Here is a 20975-nt window from a genome sequence, read left to right on the forward strand (position 1 = left end):
TGTGACAAGCACAGGAATGAGGGAGCATTTGGGGGCGGTCGGCGCCGATGACCTCTACCCCAAACCTTGCCTACGTCACCCTCGTCACCAACGCCGACTACGCCATGGGCGCCACCGCCCTCGCCCGTTCCCTGCGCCGCACCTGCACCACCGCCGATATCGTCATCCTCCGCACCGGCGGCGTCGATGCAGCCGCCCTCGCCCCCTTGGAAACCCTCGGCTGCCGCCTCATCGAAGTCGAGCACCTGCCCCTGTCGGATGCCTTCAACGAGCGCCACGCCCGCGGCAATCTCCATTCCGCCGCCCCCTTTACCAAGGGCCGCAAGCCGGATTTCCATTCGCCGCTCGACAATTTCTGCAAGCTCAGGCTCTGGCAGCTCGTCGAATACGAGCGCTGCGTCTTCATCGACGCCGATGCCCTGGTGCTGAAGAACGTCGACAGGCTCTTCCTCTATCCGGAATTCTCCGCCGCTCCCAACGTCTACGAAAGCCTCGCCGACTTCCACCGCATGAATTCCGGCGTCTTCGTCGCCACGCCGTCGCATGACACATTCCGGCACATGCTCGAAAAGCTCGACCGGCCTGATGCCTTCTGGCGGCGCACGGACCAGACGTTTCTGGAGACTTTCTTCCCAGATTGGCACGGACTGCCGGTTTATTTCAACATGCTGCAATATGTATGGTTCACCATGCCCGATCTTTGGGACTGGAAGAGCATTTCGATCCTGCATTACCAGTATGAAAAACCGTGGGAAAGAGATCATCCCAAAGCGGCGCAGCTACAACCTTTGATCGATTTATGGCATCGTTTCCATGATGATGGCGACGTACCGGAGATTGCGGCGCTGGCCAATCCGGAAGGGACGGCATGAAAGTATTGGTATCCGGCGGAACGGGCCTCGTCGGCCGTTATGTCGTCGAGGAACTGCTGGCCGCCGGCTATCAGGTGATCGTCGGCGGACGCCGCGCGCCGATGCCTCGCCTCTTCTCCCGCCCGGTCGAGTTCGCAGCGCTCTCCCTCGATCCGGACAAGGATCAGATCGATATCTTCGACGATGCCTATTTCTTCGTCCATGCCGCCTTCAGCCATGTCCCCGGCAAATATCGCGACGGCGAGGGTAACGATCCGAAGACCTTTCAGAAGCTGAACCTCGACGGCACCGTCCGGCTTTTCGAAGCCGCCAAACGCGCCGGCACGCGCCGTTGCGTCTTCCTGTCCAGCCGCGCAACCTACGGCGACCATCCGCCGGGAACCGAACTTGCCGAAACGATGATGACCGAGCCCCAAACGCTCTATGGCAGGGTGAAACTCGACGCCGAACGGGCGCTCGCCGACCTCGCAGCACCCGGTTTTGCCGGCGTGAGCCTGAGAGCAACCGGCGTCTATGGCGATTTCTTTCCGAACAAATGGGAGGGCCTGATCGCCGATTACCTCGCCGGCCGGCCGGTTGCCGCCCGCGCGGGAACGGAGGTTCACGGCCGCGACCTCGGGCGCGCGGTGCGGCTGATGCTGGAGACGGAAAGCACCCGCATCTCCGGTGAGATCTTCAATGTATCCGACATATCGGTCGACACGAACGATATCCTTTCGCCCATCCGCCGCGAGACCGGCTGTCGATACGCGCTGCCGGCTCCCGCCGACGGAACGGCGCTCAATCCCATGAGCACGGCAAAAATCCGCGCGCTCGGCTGGTCGCCCGGCGGAGCGCCGCTGTTCGAGGAGACGATGCGGCGGCTGGCCGCTCAGCTGCCGGCCTCCCCGCACAGGTCCACGCAAGTCTGACGTTGCAGGATGCGCCCGAATCGTCATCGGGGCCCGATTTATCATCGGGGGATTGTCCATGCAGGTTGCAACCACCTCCGCTTCCGTCATTTTGCGCGGCACGTCTTCGGCAGCGGAAACATCCGCCACCGGAAGCGAAGCCGATCAGGGCGTGCTGAAGCTGCAGCGCACGACCCAGGCGCTGCAGCAGCTGCGGCAGGCCCTGGCGAACTCGGGAGACGAAGCCAAGGCGCAGGCGCAACGCAAGCTCGAAGAGGCCAAGCAGGAGTTGGAGATGCTGAAGAGCTCCAACATGCCTCCCGAAGTGGTCGCGCGTCTGGCGTCCGAACTGGCCCGCAAAGTCGGCACCGCCGCCTCTGAATTTGCTTCATCCGTCGCGACCGGCGCCACGGCGACTGCCGTTCCGGCGGATGCAGCCACGGATTCTGCAGCCGCGGCCACGAGCGGCGCCGATGCTGCGTTGACGGACACGACGGTGGAAACCGCCGCGCCGGAACCGACCGACGCCGCTGAAGCGCGCAAGGCCTATGAGAGCACCGCCGAGGATAGCCCGAAATTTTCAGGCATCTCGGCCGATGATCGCGAGGCGATGGAAGAGTTCAAGGAAGTCGTTCGCGAACTCAAGCAGCTCCTCGAAAAGGCGATGCGCGAGCTGCGCCAGCAGGCTGACACCAATACCGTTCCCGATATGGCAGCTCTCTCCATCAGCACCGCAACGATACCGACAAGCATCATCGTCTGACCAACCTCGTGCGGCAGGACGGGAGAGGAACCGGCGCGTGCTTGTCGCACCCGGCATTGCATCGGGCACCGAGCCGTTTATGCTCGGCCGACTTCCCATAACGGCAGATCCAATGACCGCTAGAGAATTGAAAGCGCAATTGCGCAACGAACGGCTGGCCGCACGCGACGCCATCCCCGCCGAGGAACGCGCCTCCAAAAGTCTCGCCATGGCCGACCACGCCGGCGAAGCGGTCGGTTTCGCGCCGAGCACGGTTGTTTCCGGCTTTCTGCCGATCCGCTCGGAGGCCGATCTCAGGCCGCTGATGGCGCGCTTTGCGGCGCGCGGCGCGCGGCTCTGCGTGCCGGCGATCCTCGACAAGCAGACCATCGTCTTTCGCGAACTGGCGGAAGACGGGCCGCTTGTCGCCACCGGTTTCGGCACGGTCGGCCCGACCGGGGACGCCGCCGTTCTCGATCCCGAAATCATGCTGGTGCCGCTTTCGGCCTTCGATATCAGAGGCCATCGCATCGGCTATGGAGCGGGCTACTACGACCGCGCCATCAGCCGTCTCAGAGAGAAAGGACTGCATCCGAAGCTGATCGGCATTGCATTCGACTGCCAGGAAGTGGCACATGTGCCGGATGAGCCGCATGACATAAGCCTGGATGCCATCCTGACAGAAAGCGGCCTTCGCTTTTTTGCCTCTTGGATTGGATAGGGAATGCGGCTGCTTTTTCTGGGTGACATGGTCGGCAAGACGGGACGCACGGCGGTCTGGGACCGTCTCCCCGGCCTGATCTCCGACCTCAAGCTCGATTTCGTCGTCGTCAACGGCGAGAACGCCGCCGGCGGCTTCGGCATCACCGAAGACATCTTTCTGGAAACGATCAATGCCGGCGCCGACGTGGTGACGACGGGCAATCATGTCTGGGACCAGAAGGAAGCCGTCGCCTTTGCCGGGCGGCACGATCAATTCCTGCGGCCGGCCAATTATCCGCAAGGCACGCCCGGGCGCGGTTCCGGCCTTTTCTATGCCAGGAACGGCGCGCGCGTGCTCGTCGCCAACGTCATGGGCCGGGTGTTCATGCATCCGGAACTCGACGATCCCTTCAAATCGGCGGAAGCGATCCTCGATGCCTGCCCGCTGAAGGAGCAGGCCGATGCGATCATTTTCGATTTCCACGCGGAAGCGACCAGCGAAAAGCAGTGCTTCGGCCATTTCGTCGACGGCCGCGCCAGTTTCGTCGTCGGCACCCACACGCATGTGCCGACAGCCGACGCGCAGATCCTGAACGGCGGCACCGCCTATATGTCGGATGCCGGCATGTGCGGCGATTACGACTCTTCGCTTGGCATGGATAAGGAGGAGCCGCTCAACCGCTTCATCTCCAAGATGCCGAAGGGCCGCATGGAAGCGGCGAGCGGTCCCGCGACGATCTGCGGCGTGGGCGTAGAGATTTCCGATGCCACCGGGCTGGCCGAAAAGATCGCGCCGCTCCGGCTCGGGCCGCGCCTGGCCGAAACGGTGCCGGAGTTCTGGCGGTAAAACACCCGCTCCACACGCAAATGTGAGCGTCCGCGGTCTGGACCACTGCGACCTCATGCCGCATCCTCCGGCCGCCAATTCAAATGATCGAGCGTCCTTAGCGCGCCCTTCGGGCGCGCGGCGCTGTCAGTGAAAGCGCCGGAGGGATGGCATGAAGCCGCGATATCTTATCCTCGCTATCGCATGCCTTGCGGCCTCCGCAGCGTCAGCTCCTGCCGGGGCGCAGGAACAGCGCAAACCCGCCAGCCAGTGCCAGGCGATCGCCGAAAACATCCCCAAGGCGACCTTCGCAAGCTTTTCCGCCGCCCCGCCGATAATATCGGCCGTCTCCGAGGGCGAGGACGTCAAATTCAACTATCTCGGCCACTCCACCTTCGAGATCGACACGCCGGCAGGGATCATCATCGCGACAGATTACAATGGCTGGTACAGGCCGATGACGACGCCCGATGTCGTGACCATGAACAAGGCCCACACGACCCACTTCACCCTGACGCCCGATCCCGGCATCAAGCATGTGCTGCATGGGTGGAGCGATGTCCCCGGCGAGAAGGCCAACGTCAATCTCGTCGTCGGCGATGCCTATATCCGCAACGTCACGACGGATATCCGCTTCAGCTACGGCCTCGGCGGTTCGCAGGAGGACGGCAATTCCATCTTCATCTTCGAGGTTGCCGGCCTCTGCATCGGCCATCTCGGCCATCTCCATTACGAGCTGACGGATGCGCATTACACCGAGATCGGCCGCCTCGATGTCGTCATGGTGCCGATCGACGGCGGCCTCACCATGGGGGCCGACAGCATGAGCCGCGTCATCAAGCGGCTGCGTTCGTCGCTGATCCTGCCGATGCATCGCCGCGGCCCGCCGGTCAACGCCTTCGTTTCCATGTTCGGCAAGGATTTCGATATCGCCTACGCCCCCGATGACAGCATCACCGTTTCCATGCGCACCTTGCCGAAAAAGCCGCTGATCTATGTGATGAAAGGCGTACAGTAAAAGACACCTGCAATCAGGCGAATTGCAGGTGCCGTTTGACGCCGACGTCGGGCATCTTGTCGTCGTCGAGATTGGCCTTGGCGATTTCCCAGCCGAATTTGAGCGTGCTGGCGGTGGAGACCCAGATCTCGGCATCGTCGACATGCAGAGAAAGCATGGTGAGTTTGGGATCTTTCTTGCCGCCGTCATACCAGGCGGCCACCATCGAACTCCAATATTCCTCGATCTTGGCAGGGTCGGGACGCACGTCGATCATGCCGGCAAGGCAAGCATGATAGTCGTGATCCCTACCGATGACGCAGAAATGCGCGCGGCTGCCTGGTTTGACGGCGCGGACGATATCGGCATCGGTCTTGGTGTAGAACCAGATCGTGTTGGTCGTGGGATCGGCATGCGGGGCCATCGGCTGCATGTGCATATCAAGCCCGGAAATGCCGAGCATGCCGGCATGGACATCGTTGACCTGATCCCAAAGCTGACGGGCCGGCTGTTCCCGCGCCTCGCTGAGACTTGCCATGACCGTTCCTTTCCATTGAATGAAGTTAGGTTGAAACGTCATCCCCTGGTCTTTGTTCCGAACCGCTTTTCCCTTGAACGGCTGCCGTTTCGCTCTTATAAGGCGGCCCATTCCGAACAATGAGACGTGAACAGGGGTGCCATGGCTGGCCATTCACAGTTTAAAAACATCATGCATCGCAAGGGCCGCCAGGATGCCGTGCGGTCGAAAATGTTCTCCAAGCTTGCGCGCGAAATCACCGTTGCCGCCAAGGCCGGCCTGCCCGACCCGACGATGAATGCCCGTCTTCGCCTGGCGATCCAGAACGCCAAGGCCCAGTCCATGCCGAAGGACAATATCGACCGCGCCATCAAGAAGGCAGCCGGCGCCGACGGCGAAAACTACGACGAAGTCCGCTATGAGGGCTACGGCCCCGGCGGCACGGCGATCATCGTCGAAGCCCTGACCGACAACCGCAACCGCACCGCCTCCAACGTCCGCTCGATCTTCACCAAGGCCGGCGGCGCTCTTGGCGAAACCGGTTCCGTTTCCTTCTCCTTCGACCATGTCGGCGAAATCACCTACAAGCTTTCGGCCGGCGACGCCGACAAGGTGATGGAAGCCGCGATCGAAGCCGGCGCCGATGACGTCGAGACCGACGAAGAAGGCCACTACATCACCTGCGCCTTCGAAGCCCTCGGCGAAGTGTCGAAAGCCCTGGAAACAAGCCTCGGCGAAGCCGAAACCGTCAAGGCCGTCTGGCGCGCCCAGAACAACGTGCCCGTCGACGAGGAAAAGGCTCAGTCGCTGATGAAGCTCATCGACTCGCTCGAAGACGACGACGACGTGCAGAACGTCTATTCCAACTTCGAGGTTTCGGAAGAGGTTCTGGCGAAGCTCTCCGCCTGACTTTCTCGAATGATCCTATTAGAAAACCCGGCCAAGACGCCGGGTTTTCTGTTTTCCGGGATGCTGTCTGCAATGCTACGCGGCGGCCCGCATGAAGTTCCCAAGCCCTGCGAACAGTTCCACCGACCTCAGCCGCGCCTCGATGTCGTGGATCGGCATGGAGATGATCACCTCATCGGCCTGCGTTTCGTTGAGAAACTCCGTCAGTTTCGCCTCCACCGTCTTCGGCGAACCCACCACGGCGTAGCGCAGCGTGTGCTCGACGTTCATCTTCTCCATCGGCGACCAGAAATTTTCCATATCGGCGACAGGGCGCGGGAACGGCCCGCGGACATTGCGGCGCAGGTTGACGAACTGCTGCTGGGCGGACGTGAAATGGTATTGCGCCTCCTCGTCCGTTTCCGCCACCGCCCCCATGACGCCGACCATCACATAGGGCTTGTCGAGTGCGGCCGAGGGCTGGAAACGGTCGCGGTAGATCGCGATGGCATCGAGCAGCATGTCGGGCGCGAAATGCGAGGCGAAGGCGTAGGGAAGCCCAAGCATGGCGGCAAGCTGGGCGCTGTAGAGGCTGGAGCCGAGCAGCCAGATCGGGATGTGCGAGCCATTGCCTGGGACCGCGAGGATCGCCTGGTTCTCGACCGGCGTGCCGAGCAGCTGCTGCAATTCCACCACGTCGTTCGGGAAGCTGTTCGCGCCGGCCTCGAGATTGCGCCGCAGCGCCTGCGCCGTGCGCATGTCCGTTCCCGGCGCACGCCCGAGGCCGAGATCGACGCGGCCGGGAAAGAGCGCCTCCAGCGTGCCGAACTGCTCGGCGATGACGAGCGGCGAATGATTGGGCAGCATGATGCCGCCGGAGCCGATGCGGATGCGCTTCGTCGCCGCCCCGACATGGCCGATGACGACTGATGTGGCGGCACTGGCGATTCCCGGCATGCCGTGATGTTCGGCGAGCCAGAAGCGCTTATAACCGAATTCCTCGGCCTTCTCGGCCATCCGCGCCGAGCTCTCGAGGGATTGGCGCACGGTGCTGCCTTCGGCAACGGGGGAAAGGTCGAGTATGGAGAAGGGAACCATGGGGAACCTGCCGGGCAGTTGACGGATGCGACCTATGTAGGTTCCCGCTTGCGCCATTCCAAACCATGCGCGCAAACAAAAGGGCCGCGCGAAGGCGGCCCTTGTGAGGTATCTGAAGCGGTGGCTTACCGGTGACGGCGCAGCACATGCACCTCGGCGCTCGGCGCGTGATGGCCCTGCGGCAGCGTGAAATTGCCGAGCTGACGGTCCATTTCCAGGGCTTCGGTCGCCAGCCGATGGATCGCCTCCGTCGTCTCCTCGACCATCGAGGCGTTCTGCTGCGTCATCGCATCGAGTTCGGCAACGGCACTGTTGATCTCGCGCAACGTATTGGCTTCCTCGCGGGTCGCACCCATGATCTCGTTGATCTGCCCGTTGATCGCCTCGACATGGCCGCCGATGCCCGTCAGCGCAAGGCCTGCCCGTTCGACCAGCGCCACGCCGCTTTCGACCTCATGCGTCGATTTCTGCAGCAGGCTGGAGATTTCCTTGGCAGCACTCGACGAACGCTGGGCGAGTTCGCGGACTTCCATGGCGACGACGGCAAAGCCCTTGCCCGATTCCCCGGCGCGTGCCGCCTCGACGCCGGCGTTGAGCGCCAGGAGATTGGTCTGGAAAGCAATGTCGTCGATGACCGATATGATCGTGTTGATCTGACGCGAGGAGGTCTGGATCGCCTCCATCGCCGCGATCGTCTCGCGCATGATCTGGCCGGAGCCGGTCGTCTCCTTCTTGGCGTCGCTCGCGATGCGCTCCGCCTGCTCGGCCCGCTCGATCTGCCGGCGCACGGACTGGGTGATGGCGCCGATCGCATTCGCCGTCTCGGTGATCGAGCTGGCCTGGCGCTCGGTGCGCCCGGCAAGCTCGTCGGCGCCGGTGCGCATCTCCTCGGAACCGGCGCGTACCGCCATCGAGTTGCCGCCGATCGCCGTCATGGTTTCGCTCAACGTCGCGAGCGCCTCATTGAAGTTGACGCGCAGGCTTTCGAGTTCGTTCGGGAAGCGGGTATCGATCTGATAGGCGAGATCGCCGCTCGCCAGATGGTGCAGGCCCTCGTCGATCGCCTCGACCACCTGCTGCAGCGTCTTCGCCTCGGCCTCGCGCTCGGCGAGGTTCTGCTGGCGGTCGTGCTCGGCCTGCAAGCGCGTCTCTTCGCTGACAGCTTCGAGCTCGCGGCCTTCGATCAGCGATTGGCGGAAACGGGCGAGCGCGTTGGCCATCGTGCCGATCTCGTCCTTGCGGTTCAGGCTGCCGATCTCGCTGTCGAGCTTGCCGTCGGCGACGTCGCGGGTGACACCGGCAAGCCGCGCCAGCGGCGAAAACAGGAAATTGGTGACGAGCCCGGTTGCGACCGCCATGACGACGAGCACACCGACACCGATCATCGTCAGCAAGGTGGCGATCTCGATCGAGCCGGCGTTCAGTTCGCTGAGCAGCACGCTCTCGACCACGAGGAAGCGGTCGCCGCGATAGTCGATGCCGCGGACATAGGCGCGGGCCGCGCCATCCGCCCTGTCGAAATCGGCCACCGTCATGGCCGAACTGGCAAGCGCGTCCTTGATGAAGGTGAAGGGTGTCGCATCGAGCGGCGCAAGCCTGCCGTTCGCATCGAGGCCGACCGCCGAGCCATCGCCGGAGACGATCGCCGCCCGCGCCGTGCTGCCCTGAATGATGCCCTTGGCAAGGATGCTGGTGACGATGTCCTCGCGCACCTTGAAGAGGATGATGCCCTTGGCCGCTCCGAGCTTGACGATCGGCACGGCATAGAAGATCGCCGACTTGCCGCTGGCGGCATCGACACGCAGGCCGGAAAAACCCGTCGGCGCCGCGTCATCGGTCGCCTTGGCGGTATTCTCGATCGCCTTGGCGAAAGCGATGCCGGCCCCCGTTGCCTTCCAGGCGTCCGACTTCAGGTTCTCGGCGAAATCGTCCTCCTTCTTGTAGGAATAGAGGACGGTGCCGTCGAGATCGGCGATCAGCAGATCGCTGAAGGCGGTGTCTTCGAGGTCGCGGGCGACTTCGCCCTGCGTCTGCTCATGGTTCGAATAATAGAAACCGCTCGGCCCTTCCGGCTTCATCAGCTTCTCGCGCTGGTCGGCCGGGTTCGGATTGCCCGTGATGAAAACCTTCTTCAACTCGGCGCGGGCATCGCCCGAAGTCTTCTGGATTGTCTTCCAGCCGCTCTTCAGGCTGGTGATCGACATCTGCAGCGCCTCGATGCGCGCGATGGAATTGGCCTGGTTCTCGAGCTGCGCCAGTTGGTCCTGCAACATGTCGCCACGGAAGATCAGCACGCTTTCCTTGGCCTTCAGCGCCTGCTCGTCGGAAATGCGGCTGCTGGCGAAATAGGCGAGCACGTCGATGACCGCGATCGACAGCACGGTCATCAGGATGAATGTGGCAATGACCTTGAAGGACAGGGACTGAAATCTCTGAGCCATATACGACGAACCCTCTGAACGGCGCCTGCCAGCGTGGACGCACGAGATGCGCCCGCTGGCTGATCTATAGACAGAACATCGGGAGCTTATTCTTTGCAGAACAAACCCCTCTCACATTCGATGAACTAGAATTCGGGCATCTCTTTTAATTCGCGGTAAATGACGCGCCCTAAAACCACGGGTGTTTTTGTTTTGTTCACATATCGATGGCACTTATTTCGCAATCGCTATAGGTTGAGCCATGCAAAATACGATTCGCATCATCGGTATCGATCCCGGTCTTCGCCGCACCGGCTGGGGAATTATCGATACATTAGGCAATTCTCTGAAATTCGTGGCATCGGGCACGGTGACGTCAGATGGCGACATGGACCTCGCCTCCCGCCTCTGCCAGCTGCATGACGGTCTCGCCGGCATCGTCCACGCTTACAAACCCGATGAAGCCGCCGTCGAACAGACCTTCGTCAACAAGGACGCGGTGGCGACCCTGAAGCTCGGCCAGGCCCGCGGCATCGCCATGCTGGTGCCGGCGCGCGCCGGGTTGCCGGTCTCCGAATATGCTCCCAACGCGGTGAAGAAGGCGGTCATCGGCGTCGGTCACGGCGAGAAGCACCAGATCCACATGATGTTGAAGATCCTGATGCCGAAGGTCGAATTCAAGGGCGACGACGCCGCCGATGCCTTGGCGATCGCCATCTGCCATGCTCACAATCGCGGCGGGCACCGGATGCGTCAGGCGCTGGCCGGATAATATGTTCTTGACTTGTTCTCGCTCGATGATAAGTAATACCTCAGAGGTATTACCATGCGCGTGACGGAAAAAGGGCAAGTGACCATTCCCAAGGACATCAGGGACCGCTTGAAGATCGGCCCGGGATCCGAGGTCGATTTCATTGCGGATGAAAAGGGCGCCCGGCTCGTCGTTCTGTCCAGCCGCACGGAGCCATCGCAGGATGATTTTGAATCCTGGCTCGGCAGCATGAGCGGCACCTTCGACACCGGCGGCATGACGACGGATGAATTCATGGAATGGTTGAGGGGGCCGCGTGATGACCTCGGTCCTCGTTGATACGAACATTTTCATCGACATTTTCGGCCCGGAGAATCCTTTCAGGGAATGGTCCGCGCGAGCGCTGAGCTCATTGCGGCCGGATTCGCAATTCATCATGACACCGGTCGTCTGGGCGGAACTGGCAAGCATGACCCCGCGCGAGGAAACCCTTGCATTTCTCCTGTCGCGGTTAAATCTCATGCGCGAAGCCTTGCCGTTTTCCGCCGCTTATCGCGCAGGCATCGCACATGCGCAGTACAGAAAGAATGGCGGCCTGCGTGAGCGGACCCTGCCCGATTTCTTCATCGGCGCGCATGCTCTCGTTCGATCGCACCGCCTTTTGACGCGCGATGGCGGACGCTACCGCTCGTATTTCCCTGAGTTGGACATCATTTCTCCCGAAACGCATCCTTGAGAGACCGCGCCCCATGATCGGCAAGCTGAAAGGCACCATAGACGAAATCGGCGAAGACTATGTGCTCGTCGATGTGCACGGCGTCTGCTACGTCGCCCATTGCTCGGCCCGCACCCTGTCCAAGCTCGGCTCGGCGGGCGAAGCCTGCGTGCTGTTCATCGAGACCTATGTGCGCGAGGACCAGCTGAAGCTCTTCGGCTTCATGAGCGCATTGGAGCGGGAATGGTTCAACCTGCTCCAGAGCGTCCAGGGCGTCGGCGCCAAGGTGGCGCTTGCCGTGCTCTCGACGCTGACGCCGGGCGAGCTTGCCAATGCGATCGCCCTCCAGGACCGCGCCGCCGTCTCCCGCGCGCCGGGCGTCGGCCCGAAAGTGGCGATGCGCCTCGTGACCGAACTCAAGAATCGCGCACCGGCCTATGCCGGCGAGGCGATCAATATCGCTCTCAAGCAGGAACTCGGCGAAGGCGTCGCCGCCGCACCGGTCGCCGATGCGGTGTCCGCTCTGACCAACCTCGGCTACAGCAGAGATCAAGCGGCAAATGCCGTTGCCGCGGCGATGAAAACGGCCGGCGACGGCGCCGACAGCGCCAAGCTGATCCGATTGGGATTGAAGGAATTGGCGCGGTGATTTCCTTGAATATATCATAATTCCTTACTAAACTCGGATGGTAAGGAGATGGGCATGAATATCTACTACGGCACGATGACATCGAAAGGCCAGACAACAATTCCGGCGGAAGTACGTGAATTGCTGAATCTGAAGTCCGGCGACAGGATCCGTTACATCAACCGCGATGGTGAAATCATTATGAAAGCCAAGAACAAACGCGCCATCGACCTCGCAGGCAAATTTCACGATCCAAACAGGCCGGCGATCACTTTGAAGGAAATGGATGAGGCGATCGGAGAAGCTATCGCCGATCATGTGATGAGTGCAGGATGATTGGTCTCGACACCAATATCCTGCTGCGCTTCCTTCTGAAGGATGACGCAGCCAAGACGGAAAAAGTCACAGCGCTCTTTGGGAGCCTCTCCGATACGACACCCGGCTACATCAGTTGCATCACGCTGATGGAATGCGCGTGGTTTTTGAGACAGCGGATCAAGTTGAAGAGAGAACAGATCATGGAGGCGATTTCGGATTTGTTGGACTCTGCCGATCTGATCCTTGAAGATGAAAGGGTCATCGAGGAGACACTCGGAATCATGGCGCGGACAAATGCGGAATTTGCGGATGTCTTCATTGCTCTTCGCAATCGCGACGCCGGCTGTATGGCAACCAAGACATTCGACGCCCAAGCGGCAAAAACCATACCTGGCATGGAGCTTCTTTCATGAGCGAACCCGCCCGCCTGATATCGCCGGAAAAGCGGGGCGAAGACCTTGATGTGACGCTGCGGCCGCAATCGCTGGACGAATTCACCGGCCAGGCGGAAGCACGCGCCAATCTCAAGATCTTCATCGAGGCGGCGAAGAACCGCGGCGAAGCGCTGGATCATGTGCTCTTCGTCGGCCCGCCCGGCCTCGGCAAGACGACGCTGGCGCAGATCATGGCGAAGGAACTCGGCGTCAACTTCCGCTCGACCTCAGGCCCCGTCATTGCCAAGGCTGGCGATCTCGCCGCGCTCCTCACCAATCTCGAAGAGCGCGACGTGCTCTTCATCGACGAAATCCACCGCCTCAACCCGGCCGTCGAGGAAATCCTCTATCCCGCCATGGAGGATTTCCAGCTCGATCTCATCATCGGCGAAGGCCCTGCCGCCCGCTCGGTGAAGATCGACCTGTCGAAATTCACGCTGGTGGCGGCGACCACCCGTCTCGGCCTGCTGACGACGCCGCTGCGCGACCGCTTCGGCATCCCGGTGCGCCTGAGCTTCTATACCGTCGAGGAACTGGAACTGATCGTGCGCCGCGGCGCACGGCTGATGAACCTGCCGATCACCGAAGAGGGAGCGCGCGAAATCGCCAGGCGCGCCCGCGGCACGCCGCGCATCGCCGGCCGGCTGCTGCGGCGTGTACGGGATTTTGCCGAAGTGGCAAGGGCCGAGGCCGTCACCCGCGAGATCGCCGACGAGGCTCTGACCCGCCTGCTCGTCGACAATGTCGGCCTCGACCAGCTCGACAAACGCTACCTCAACATGATCGCCGCCAATTTCGGCGGCGGCCCGGTCGGCATCGAAACCATCGCCGCCGGCCTTTCCGAGCCGCGCGACGCGATCGAGGACATCATCGAGCCCTATATGATCCAGCAGGGTTTCATTCAGCGCACGCCACGCGGCCGTGTTCTGACCGCAATCGCGTGGAAGCATCTGGGAATGCAGCCGCCCAAGGATCTGGAGGCGGCGCAGTTCCGGCTGTTCCAGGAGGACGACTGAGTGATCACCCGCCGCGGATTTTTCAAGGTTCTCGGCGGCAGCGTCGCAGGCGTCATGTCGCTGGGCGGCTACGCCTTCGCCTATGAACCGCTGGCGCGGCTCAGCATCACCCGCTACCGGCTGACGCCGCCGGGATGGACGCCTGGCCTGAAGCTCCGCATCGTCGCACTCGCCGATCTCCACGCCTGCGAACCCTGGATGTCGGCAAGCCGCATCGCCGCGATCTGCCATAGGGCCAACGAACTCGAAGGCGACGTGACCGTCCTGCTCGGCGATTATGCCGCCGGCATGAACATGGTGACGCAATACGTGCATTCCAGCCAGTGGTCCAAAGCGCTCGCCACCCTGCAGGCCCCGCTCGGCGTCCATGCGATCATGGGCAACCATGATTGGTGGGAGGACCGGACCGCCCAGACGAACGGCGGGATGGAAACCTTCGGGCACCGGGCGCTTGCCGCCGTGGGCATCCCTGTTTACGGCAACCGCGCCGTCCGGCTCGAAAAGGACGGTCGCGGCTTCTGGCTTGCAGGGCTCGAAGATCAGCTGGCGCTGCTCCCCGGCCGGAAGTGGGGCCGCAAGCGCATGACCGGCCTCGACGATCTCGATGGAACGATGGCCCAGGTCACAGACGATGCGCCCGTCATCCTGCTTGCCCATGAGCCCGATATCTTTCCGCGCGTGCCCCAGCGCGTCTCGCTGACGCTGTCGGGCCACACCCACGGCGGACAGATCCGCTTCCTCGGCCGTTCGCCGGTGGTCCCCTCGCGTTACGGCAATCGCTACGCCTATGGCCATATCGTCGAAGACGGGCGTAATATCATCATCTCCGGCGGCCTCGGCTGCTCCATCGCACCGATCCGTTTCGGCGTGCCGCCGGAAATCGTCGTGATCGATCTCGGATAGAATGACATGAGCAAGCGCACTCTCATTCGCCTGACTGCGGGCGCTGAGCGTTTCAATTATCGTATCGCCGGCCTCGGCTTCCGCGATGGGCATGTGCTCGTCCACCGCGCCGTGCATGAGCCCTTATGGACCTTCCCGGGCGGCAGGGCGGAAATCGGCGAAACCTCGGAGGAGACGCTGAAACGGGAGATGATGGAAGAACTGGGTGTCAACGTCACCGTCTCCCGCCTGCTCTGGGTGGTCGAGAATTTTTTCCACTTCGAGCAGCGCGACTGGCACGAACTCGGTTTCTATTATCTGATGGAGATCCCGGCGGAATTCCCCTTTCGGTCGCACGAGATCATCCATCGCGTCGAAGACGGCAACAACCATCTCGAATTCAAATGGGTGTCTGCGACGCGCACAGCCCTGACCGCGCTCGACATACCGCCCTATTTCATCGCTGATGAAATCGAGAACCTGCCGGCAGCGCCCCGCCATCTCGTCTGGCGCGACGGCAATCTCGATGACGAGGACTGACGCGAGATCGGGATCCGATCTCGCTGCATCTTAGCTTACGACGGCGGAAATGTTTGGCAGGTGGTTACAGGATATGGCAGAATAGAACCATGAAAAACACAGTTGAGATTGCAGAAGACCTTAGCCGCCGGATCGACATGCTGGCCGAACGTTCAACGTTGACACGCGGGCAAATCATCGAGGATGCTCTGGCCCATGGCCGTTCTCTGGCGTGGCAGGAAAAGTGGATTGCAGGCGTTCAGGCCGGGATCGAGGACGCCGACAGAGGCGAGTTTGCTACCGACGAGGAAATCGCCACCGTATTGAATAAATACAGTCAGGCGTAACGTGCGCATCGTCTGGACGAGGCGCTATCTCCAAGAACTGTCCGCCATCGGCGATTACATCGGGGAACGCAATCCGCGCGCGGCTACCCGCGTGATGAATGACATCCACACAAAGACCGGCAAACTCCTGTCAGCAAATCCGTTCATTGGCCGCCATGGTGAGATCAAAGGCACCCGTGAACTCGTCATTCCGCAAACGCCCTACATCGTGGCTTATCGTGTTCGGGAAGAACATGTCGAAATCCTCTTTGTTCAACATGGCGCGCGGGAATGGCCGGATGAGGTTTGATTTCAGGAACCATCTTGCCGATGAAGCGAGGCGATCGGCGCGTCCGACGATTTTTAAGTCTTGCAGATTCGCCAGGTAAATCTGCGGGAGGGTTGGCTGCAACGGGCCGCCTGCTCGACCGACCAGTCGATCATGCGACTCCGCTTGAGCCAACAGAACGCTTCAATCTAACCCGGAAAAGCTCTACCTTTCCAGCAGCGACTGAAGAGGAGATGCGCCGATGCCGACCTTCGATCCCGTCAGGTCATTTCGCAAACTCGCCTATAACAATGCCCTCGCCAACCGCCGCCTGCTTCAGGCCTGCGCGGCATTGAAGCCCGGTGAATTCGAAGCGCCGCGCACGAGCTTCTTCCCTTCGATCAAGGAAACCCTGAACCACATCGTCACGGTCGACTGGTTCTATGTCGACGGGATGGAGGGCGGCACGCTCGGTTTCCAGGCCTTCGAAATCGACGAGCCCTTCGATGACGTCGCATCGCTGGCGCAAGCGCAGGCAGAGGTCGACCGGCGCCTGATGGCGCTGTGCGAAGCCCTGACGCCGGAGAAGCTGGTATCGACCGTCCGTCTCCATCGCGGCGACCGCATCCAGGAGGAGCGAATGGAAGACGTGCTCTCACACCTCTTCCAGCACCAGACCCATCACCGCGGCCAGGTACATGCGATGCTCGCGGGCACCAGCGTCGCTCCGCCGCAGCTCGACGAATTCATCGTCGCCGACGACGCCAGATTTCGCGGCAGCGAAGTCGCGGAACTCGGCTGGAGCGAAGAGACGATCATGCGTTAGAGCGGTTCAGCTTTTCACGGAAGCGCATAACCGTTCTAAGTTTTTGTTTTTACGCAATTCCCGGCAAAAGCGCTTCGCGCTTTGCCTGGAATTGCTCTAATGTTCTAGCCGCTTTTTCAGCCCATCGATGATCGTCTTGGTGAGAATGTCGTAATTCTCGTCGAAGTGATGATCGCCCGGCAGTTCGACGACTTCGGCGCCGCTTTCACGCACCGCCGGACAGGCGACATCGTCATCATCATCCTTGCCGTAAATACACTGCACGAGCTTCGGGTCGACGTTCTTCAGATCGGCGACGGGATCGCCTCCCGCCCCGTCCGTCTTCTGGCCCAGCCAGCCGAGAACGGAGATGACGTAATCGACCTCGTGCGAGAGCGACAGCAGCGACAGCTGGACCACTGCGGACTTCTCGGCCGGTTTGAGGAGCTGGTAGGTCGCGGGCACGACGTCGGCGCCGAAGGAGTAGCCGACGAGCAGCACATGCTTCACCTTCCACTGCTTGCGGTAGAAGTCGATGATCTTCGAAAGATCGCTCGCCGTCTCCTCCGGCTTGCGCTCCGACCAGAAATAATGGAGCGAATCGACACCGACGACGGGAATGCCTTCCTTCTGCAGCGTGCCGCCGACCTCCTTGTCGATGTCGCGCCAGCCGCCGTCACCGGAATAGATCACGGCCATCGTATCGAAGGCGGGCGTTGCCTCGAGCACCGCCAGCGGCAGGCCGAGCGGATTGCCGAAGGCGCCGGAAGCAGTGACGAGGTCGTCGAGCGTATCGCCGAATACCGTCTGCGCATCGTCCGTGGAATCGCGGATCTCGATCCCGGAATGGGCTTTCTGCAGCGCCTCGGCATGCGTCCGGCCGTCCTTGTCGGCTTTGGGCGTGAAGACCGATATGATCGGGTCCGGCAGGGCGCCGTCGCTGAGGCCATAGACCGTGCGTTGGCCGACCACCTTCTTGGAAGCCGGCGTGCAAAGCTCCTTGGCGAGCGGAATGCCGGCCAAGGGATCGACGGCAAGCGTCTGGCCGATCGTCGCATCCGGCGTCTGCGCCGCGATCGCCAGCGCCAGGGCTCCGCCCTCGCCGATGCCGGCGACGATCGGCAGATGATAGGCATTGTTGCCGGTCGCGCGCTGCACCTGCTGGCTCAGCGATTCGATGTCCGAGACCATGTAGACGCAGCCGTCGTTGAGACTGACGTCGTACCGGCTGAGCGCCTGGATATAAGAGGGAAAATCGACGCCGATGACGACGGCGCCTTCGGAGACCAGCCTGTCGGCCTCGCCCTTCTCAAAATCGCCCCAGCCGGCGGCATCCGAGATCAGCATCACCGTGCCCTTCACCTCCCCTTCCGGCAGGAAGATGTGCGGCGACGGGATGAGCCCGGTTTCGAAGCTCTGCGTGGTTTCCTCGGCGGCATAGGCCGGTGCGGCCGCGAGCATGCAGGCGCATGCCGTGGCAAGAAGGATTGTTCTGATCATTTTCTCACTACCCCTTTCAATCCGCCCCCGATCAGAAATGTCGCGTCCATCAACGCGATCATCGGATTGCCCCCTCCGGAGACCGCAAGATAGCGCGGTTGCCAGTGCGGATGAAACTTGGATTTGAATGCCCGAAGGCCCTTGAAGTTATAAAAGCGCTCGCCGTGTTCGAAGACGGTGCTGCCGATGCGGTCCCAGACGGGCGCCGCCTCGCGTTTCGACATGCCGGAGAGAGGCGCCATGCCGAGATTGAAATGAGTAAAACTCTGGCTGCGCAGATATTCCATGATCTGCACGAAGAGAAAGTCCATCGACCCCTTGGGCGCGTCCGGCGAGAAGCGCATCAGATCGATCGTGCCTTCCTCCCTGGATTCGGTGACGAGGATATTGGCGAAGGCGACGATCTTGCCGTCCTTCTTCAGGATGCCGACCGGTTGCGAAGAAACGTAGTCGGGATCGAAGGAGCCGAGCGAGAAACCTTTCTCCTTGGCATTGTGATGTTCGAGCCAAGCCGTGGAAACGGCGGCAAGATCGTCGATGATCCCGTGCACGTTCTCAGGCTCGACGACCGCGAATTCCAGCCCGTCCCGCTGGGCGCGGCTTGCCGTCTGGCGAAGGTTCGCCCATTTACCGCCCTTCATTTCGAAGGTCCTGAGATCGGCCACCGCCAGTTCGCCGAGCTTGAAGGCGCGAAGGCCGGCATCGGCGCAATGGGAAAGCAGGGCCGGGGAAATTTGGTAGAAGACGGCGCGGCAGCCGGCAGCACGCGCCGCTTCGACGAAACGCCAGACGAGCTCCTGCACGGCGCGATGATCGCCGACCGGGTCGAACAGCGCGATCCATGAACGGCCCTGCCGGCCGTACATGATGAAGGCATCCCCCTTTTCGGAAAACATGATGCTCTTGTCGCCCATGCGCACCAGATTGGCATCGGCATTGCCCTGCTTCCCGACGATGTCGACGGCGCGCGCCAACGCCTCTTCCGTCGCCGGTTCCGGCCGGAAAGCCGCCGGCCGGAGCAGGCTGAAAATGGCGATCGCCGAGGAGATGATGGTGATACCGAGCAAGGCGCGGAGGCCTCGAGGCGCTTCGGCGGTGAATTCGAACTGCCACCAGAGCTGGTTGCTGTATTCGACGTCGCGATAGACGAAGAGCAGGATGACGACGGCGCCGACGACGATGACGGCAATCGCCATCAGCCATGACGCCGTCATCGCCTGGTTGAGCAGCGACGCGTGGCGGGTGAAGAGCCGCCGGCTGACGAAAAGCCCGAAGACGAGGAAGGCGAGAAACGCGGCTTCGACGAGCGCGATCGCCTTCAGGAGCGACAAGGTCAGCGCGGCGACGGCCGAGAACACGGCGACCCACCATGCGCCGTCCAGCCGCTGGCCGAGGCCGCGTGCGGCTACGACGAGCGCAAGCCCCAGCAGGCTGGAGAGAAAATGCGCCCCTTCGACCATCGGCAGCGGCAGATAGTTGGAGAGGAATTCGAGGTTCTGGTCCGGCGTCGGCGTAACGCTCGAAAACACCAGCATGACGCCGAGCAGCAGCGCGAGCGCCGACAGCAGCTGCGGCATCAGCCGTCCGCCGATGCGCCGCACGCTGGAGGCGGCCGGATGATCGACGAAACGGCGCAGTTCCGTCGCCGAGACCGCGAGGACGGCGATCAGCAGCGGCAGCACATGGTAGATCAGCCGGTAGAGCACCAGCGATCCGAGCACGGCGTCGATGTTCACCGCGCTGCCGAGCGAAGCGATGATCACCGTCTCGAACACGCCAAGTCCGGCCGGAACGTGGCTGAGCACGCCGAGACCGACGGCGATCGCATAGACGGCGAGGAAGACCGGCCAGCCGATCGCCGTCTGCGGCAGCAGCACGTAGAGTACGGAGGCCGAGGCGGCGATATCGAAGGCGGTGACGAGGAACTGGCGCGACCAGGTGCGCGAATCCGGCAGGCGCACCGCGACCACGCCGAGATCGAGCACACGGCCGTCACGGCCGATGATCATCACCGCTCCGAGAATGGCGATGATCGAGCCGGCGATCAACCGGAGGAGGAAGGCGCTGACACCGATGAGCGGCCCGATCTGGTCGGCGATGATGATGAGGGCGATTGCCGCCACACCGGCAAGCCCGAGACCGAAGGAGAGCGTGACGAAGGCGATGATCCGGCCGATATCCTCAGGCGAGAGCCCGAGGCGCGTATAGGCGCGATAGCGGATCGCGCCGCCCGAAAGCGCGCCGAAGCCGGCGGTATTGCCGACCGCATAAGCGCTGAACGCCGTCAGCGCCACATGCGGAAAAGGCAGCTTCTTGCCGATATAATCGATGGCGTTGAGATCGTAGAAAACAAGCGAAAGGAAACTGAGCGCCGTGAAGAACAGCGCAAGCAGGATCGCGCTCGGCCTGGTCGCCGCCAGCGCATCGACGACGTCGTCATAACGCACCTCGTTGGTGAGCTGCATGATCGCGTAACCGACGAGGCAGAAGAGCACCAGTGTCGCGGCTGCCGTCAGCGGCGTCCTGTAACGCCGGAAAAGCCCGCGAAAAGAAAACCCGTCCGTCTCGTCCATCTCTTCCAAATTGCCGTGCCCCGACATCTCTTACCTGCCTGCAATTGCCAGCTGACGGTGGATCATTCCGAAAGACGTAACATGACAGGCATATAAGCTCTATGAAGCCATGCCCGACGCTGCCCCAGCCCCGCCGCCTGCGCCTCCATCATCCTCAATTGGGGCGAATTTGCGCAGACCGGCCGAACGGCGCATTGCATTTTCGTAAGCTTGCAAAGAGCTTTAACGAGGATTTGAGAGGCGAGAGAAGGTTTCCGCCCGTTTAATGGCCGGACCTTCGCCATATCC

Annotated in this window: 24 protein-coding genes; 19 read left to right on the forward strand and 5 right to left on the reverse strand. The window is 61.9% G+C overall.

The window, feature by feature from the left end; genetic code table 11:
• The first annotated feature begins 47 nt into the window (after positions 1-47).
• The 6 genes from ATY78_RS13165 to ATY78_RS13190 all read left to right on the forward strand — a co-directional run bounded on the left by ATY78_RS13165 (position 48) and on the right by ATY78_RS13190 (position 5050).
• Complete coding sequence (locus ATY78_RS13165; protein WP_088682783.1) at positions 48-872, forward strand: glycosyltransferase; 825 nt, start codon at positions 48-50, stop codon at positions 870-872.
• Complete coding sequence (locus tag ATY78_RS13170; RefSeq protein ID WP_088682784.1) at positions 869-1783, forward strand: NAD(P)-dependent oxidoreductase; 915 nt, start codon at positions 869-871, stop codon at positions 1781-1783. The genes ATY78_RS13165 and ATY78_RS13170 overlap by 4 nt, the downstream gene beginning before the upstream one ends.
• 58 nt (positions 1784-1841) lie before the next feature.
• Positions 1842-2525: a hypothetical protein gene (locus ATY78_RS13175; RefSeq protein WP_088682785.1), complete on the forward strand. Its 684-nt coding sequence runs from the start codon at positions 1842-1844 to the stop codon at positions 2523-2525.
• A 112-nt stretch (positions 2526-2637) separates the two neighbouring features.
• Positions 2638-3225: a 5-formyltetrahydrofolate cyclo-ligase gene (locus ATY78_RS13180; protein ID WP_088682786.1), complete on the forward strand. Its 588-nt coding sequence runs from the start codon at positions 2638-2640 to the stop codon at positions 3223-3225.
• 3 nt (positions 3226-3228) lie between these two features.
• Positions 3229-4053: a TIGR00282 family metallophosphoesterase gene (locus ATY78_RS13185; RefSeq protein WP_088682787.1), complete on the forward strand. Its 825-nt coding sequence runs from the start codon at positions 3229-3231 to the stop codon at positions 4051-4053.
• Positions 4054-4204: 151 nt separating this feature from the next.
• Positions 4205-5050: an MBL fold metallo-hydrolase gene (locus tag ATY78_RS13190; RefSeq protein WP_088682788.1), complete on the forward strand. Its 846-nt coding sequence runs from the start codon at positions 4205-4207 to the stop codon at positions 5048-5050.
• A gap of 13 nt (positions 5051-5063) precedes the next feature.
• Here the strand turns inward: ATY78_RS13190 and ATY78_RS13195 are convergent, their stop codons facing one another.
• Complete coding sequence (locus tag ATY78_RS13195; protein WP_088682789.1) at positions 5064-5567, reverse strand: pyridoxamine 5'-phosphate oxidase family protein; 504 nt, start codon at positions 5565-5567, stop codon at positions 5064-5066.
• 141 nt (positions 5568-5708) lie between these two features.
• Here ATY78_RS13195 and ATY78_RS13200 point away from each other — a divergent pair, with 141 nt between their 5' ends.
• Complete coding sequence (locus ATY78_RS13200) at positions 5709-6455, forward strand: YebC/PmpR family DNA-binding transcriptional regulator (protein ID WP_064811277.1); 747 nt, start codon at positions 5709-5711, stop codon at positions 6453-6455.
• A 75-nt stretch (positions 6456-6530) separates the two neighbouring features.
• On the opposite strand, the gene ATY78_RS13205 is transcribed toward ATY78_RS13200, so the two are convergent.
• Together ATY78_RS13205 and ATY78_RS13210 are read right to left on the reverse strand one after the other, a co-directional pair.
• Positions 6531-7532 carry an LLM class flavin-dependent oxidoreductase gene (locus ATY78_RS13205; RefSeq protein WP_088682790.1) on the reverse strand — a complete coding sequence of 334 codons (1002 nt, stop codon included), beginning with the start codon at positions 7530-7532 and terminating at the stop codon, positions 6531-6533.
• 125 nt (positions 7533-7657) lie between these two features.
• Positions 7658-9973, reverse strand: a complete 2316-nt coding sequence (locus ATY78_RS13210; RefSeq protein ID WP_088682791.1) for a methyl-accepting chemotaxis protein — start codon at positions 9971-9973, stop codon at positions 7658-7660.
• 241 nt (positions 9974-10214) lie between these two features.
• On the opposite strand from ATY78_RS13210, the gene ruvC reads away from it, so the two are divergent.
• From ruvC to ATY78_RS13270, 12 genes are all read left to right on the forward strand, one after another.
• Entirely contained in the window at positions 10215-10724 is a 510-nt protein-coding gene (ruvC, locus tag ATY78_RS13215) for a crossover junction endodeoxyribonuclease RuvC (protein ID WP_088682792.1), read from the forward strand.
• A gap of 54 nt (positions 10725-10778) precedes the next feature.
• A complete protein-coding gene (locus ATY78_RS13220; RefSeq protein ID WP_088682793.1) occupies positions 10779-11042 on the forward strand; it encodes an AbrB/MazE/SpoVT family DNA-binding domain-containing protein in 264 nt (87 codons plus the stop codon).
• A complete protein-coding gene (locus ATY78_RS13225; RefSeq protein WP_088682794.1) occupies positions 11023-11439 on the forward strand; it encodes a type II toxin-antitoxin system VapC family toxin in 417 nt (138 codons plus the stop codon). The genes ATY78_RS13220 and ATY78_RS13225 overlap by 20 nt, the downstream gene beginning before the upstream one ends.
• Before the next feature lie 13 nt (positions 11440-11452).
• Positions 11453-12067 (forward strand): Holliday junction branch migration protein RuvA, encoded by a 615-nt coding sequence (gene ruvA / locus ATY78_RS13230; RefSeq protein WP_088682795.1) that lies wholly within the window; start codon positions 11453-11455, stop codon positions 12065-12067.
• Positions 12068-12121: 54 nt separating this feature from the next.
• Complete coding sequence (locus ATY78_RS13235; protein WP_088682796.1) at positions 12122-12382, forward strand: type II toxin-antitoxin system PrlF family antitoxin; 261 nt, start codon at positions 12122-12124, stop codon at positions 12380-12382.
• Positions 12379-12777 carry a type II toxin-antitoxin system VapC family toxin gene (locus ATY78_RS13240; protein WP_088682797.1) on the forward strand — a complete coding sequence of 133 codons (399 nt, stop codon included), beginning with the start codon at positions 12379-12381 and terminating at the stop codon, positions 12775-12777. The genes ATY78_RS13235 and ATY78_RS13240 overlap by 4 nt, the downstream gene beginning before the upstream one ends.
• A complete protein-coding gene (gene ruvB, locus ATY78_RS13245) occupies positions 12774-13814 on the forward strand; it encodes a Holliday junction branch migration DNA helicase RuvB (protein ID WP_088682798.1) in 1041 nt (346 codons plus the stop codon). The genes ATY78_RS13240 and ruvB overlap by 4 nt, the downstream gene beginning before the upstream one ends.
• Complete coding sequence (locus ATY78_RS13250) at positions 13815-14717, forward strand: metallophosphoesterase (protein WP_088682799.1); 903 nt, start codon at positions 13815-13817, stop codon at positions 14715-14717. It begins immediately after the preceding gene.
• A 6-nt stretch (positions 14718-14723) separates the two neighbouring features.
• Entirely contained in the window at positions 14724-15236 is a 513-nt protein-coding gene (locus ATY78_RS13255; protein ID WP_088682800.1) for an NUDIX hydrolase, read from the forward strand.
• 89 nt (positions 15237-15325) lie between these two features.
• The gene (locus ATY78_RS13260) at positions 15326-15562 is read left to right on the forward strand and encodes a transcriptional regulator (protein ID WP_088682801.1); all 237 of its coding nucleotides are present in this window, start codon (positions 15326-15328) and stop codon (positions 15560-15562) included.
• A gap of 1 nt (position 15563) precedes the next feature.
• The gene (locus ATY78_RS13265; RefSeq protein WP_088682802.1) at positions 15564-15851 is read left to right on the forward strand and encodes a type II toxin-antitoxin system RelE/ParE family toxin; all 288 of its coding nucleotides are present in this window, start codon (positions 15564-15566) and stop codon (positions 15849-15851) included.
• Positions 15852-16071: 220 nt separating this feature from the next.
• Complete coding sequence (locus ATY78_RS13270; RefSeq protein WP_088682803.1) at positions 16072-16635, forward strand: DinB family protein; 564 nt, start codon at positions 16072-16074, stop codon at positions 16633-16635.
• Between the two features lie 96 nt (positions 16636-16731).
• Here the strand turns inward: ATY78_RS13270 and ATY78_RS13275 are convergent, their stop codons facing one another.
• Positions 16732-18114, reverse strand: coding sequence for an AcvB/VirJ family lysyl-phosphatidylglycerol hydrolase (locus ATY78_RS13275; protein WP_088682804.1), 1383 nt, complete (start codon positions 18112-18114; stop codon positions 16732-16734).
• Complete coding sequence (gene mprF, locus ATY78_RS13280) at positions 18111-20714, reverse strand: bifunctional lysylphosphatidylglycerol flippase/synthetase MprF (protein WP_088682805.1); 2604 nt, start codon at positions 20712-20714, stop codon at positions 18111-18113. The genes ATY78_RS13275 and mprF overlap by 4 nt, the downstream gene beginning before the upstream one ends.
• Between the last annotated feature and the right edge of the window lie 261 nt (positions 20715-20975).

Origin of the sequence: Rhizobium sp. R635 (assembly GCF_002211285.1) — a bacterium.
Classification (GTDB): Bacteria; Pseudomonadota; Alphaproteobacteria; order Rhizobiales; family Rhizobiaceae; genus Rhizobium.

Coding starts and splice junctions, on each gene's coding strand:
- ATY78_RS13195 (WP_088682789.1), bottom strand. CDS start 5,567: ATGGCAAGTCTCAGCGAGGCGCGGGAACAGCCGGCCCGTCAGCTTTGG.
- ATY78_RS13200 (WP_064811277.1), top strand. CDS start 5,709: ATGGCTGGCCATTCACAGTTTAAAAACATCATGCATCGCAAGGGCCGC.
- ATY78_RS13235 (WP_088682796.1), top strand. CDS start 12,122: ATGAATATCTACTACGGCACGATGACATCGAAAGGCCAGACAACAATT.
- ATY78_RS13170 (WP_088682784.1), top strand. CDS start 869: ATGAAAGTATTGGTATCCGGCGGAACGGGCCTCGTCGGCCGTTATGTC.
- ruvC (WP_088682792.1), top strand. CDS start 10,215: ATGCAAAATACGATTCGCATCATCGGTATCGATCCCGGTCTTCGCCGC.
- ATY78_RS13260 (WP_088682801.1), top strand. CDS start 15,326: ATGAAAAACACAGTTGAGATTGCAGAAGACCTTAGCCGCCGGATCGAC.
- ruvA (WP_088682795.1), top strand. CDS start 11,453: ATGATCGGCAAGCTGAAAGGCACCATAGACGAAATCGGCGAAGACTAT.
- ATY78_RS13255 (WP_088682800.1), top strand. CDS start 14,724: ATGAGCAAGCGCACTCTCATTCGCCTGACTGCGGGCGCTGAGCGTTTC.
- ATY78_RS13190 (WP_088682788.1), top strand. CDS start 4,205: ATGAAGCCGCGATATCTTATCCTCGCTATCGCATGCCTTGCGGCCTCC.
- ATY78_RS13180 (WP_088682786.1), top strand. CDS start 2,638: ATGACCGCTAGAGAATTGAAAGCGCAATTGCGCAACGAACGGCTGGCC.
- ATY78_RS13225 (WP_088682794.1), top strand. CDS start 11,023: ATGACCTCGGTCCTCGTTGATACGAACATTTTCATCGACATTTTCGGC.
- ATY78_RS13270 (WP_088682803.1), top strand. CDS start 16,072: ATGCCGACCTTCGATCCCGTCAGGTCATTTCGCAAACTCGCCTATAAC.
- ATY78_RS13175 (WP_088682785.1), top strand. CDS start 1,842: ATGCAGGTTGCAACCACCTCCGCTTCCGTCATTTTGCGCGGCACGTCT.
- ruvB (WP_088682798.1), top strand. CDS start 12,774: ATGAGCGAACCCGCCCGCCTGATATCGCCGGAAAAGCGGGGCGAAGAC.
- ATY78_RS13275 (WP_088682804.1), bottom strand. CDS start 18,114: ATGATCAGAACAATCCTTCTTGCCACGGCATGCGCCTGCATGCTCGCG.
- ATY78_RS13240 (WP_088682797.1), top strand. CDS start 12,379: ATGATTGGTCTCGACACCAATATCCTGCTGCGCTTCCTTCTGAAGGAT.
- ATY78_RS13165 (WP_088682783.1), top strand. CDS start 48: ATGACCTCTACCCCAAACCTTGCCTACGTCACCCTCGTCACCAACGCC.
- ATY78_RS13205 (WP_088682790.1), bottom strand. CDS start 7,532: ATGGTTCCCTTCTCCATACTCGACCTTTCCCCCGTTGCCGAAGGCAGC.
- ATY78_RS13185 (WP_088682787.1), top strand. CDS start 3,229: ATGCGGCTGCTTTTTCTGGGTGACATGGTCGGCAAGACGGGACGCACG.
- ATY78_RS13220 (WP_088682793.1), top strand. CDS start 10,779: ATGCGCGTGACGGAAAAAGGGCAAGTGACCATTCCCAAGGACATCAGG.
- ATY78_RS13210 (WP_088682791.1), bottom strand. CDS start 9,973: ATGGCTCAGAGATTTCAGTCCCTGTCCTTCAAGGTCATTGCCACATTC.
- mprF (WP_088682805.1), bottom strand. CDS start 20,714: ATGTCGGGGCACGGCAATTTGGAAGAGATGGACGAGACGGACGGGTTT.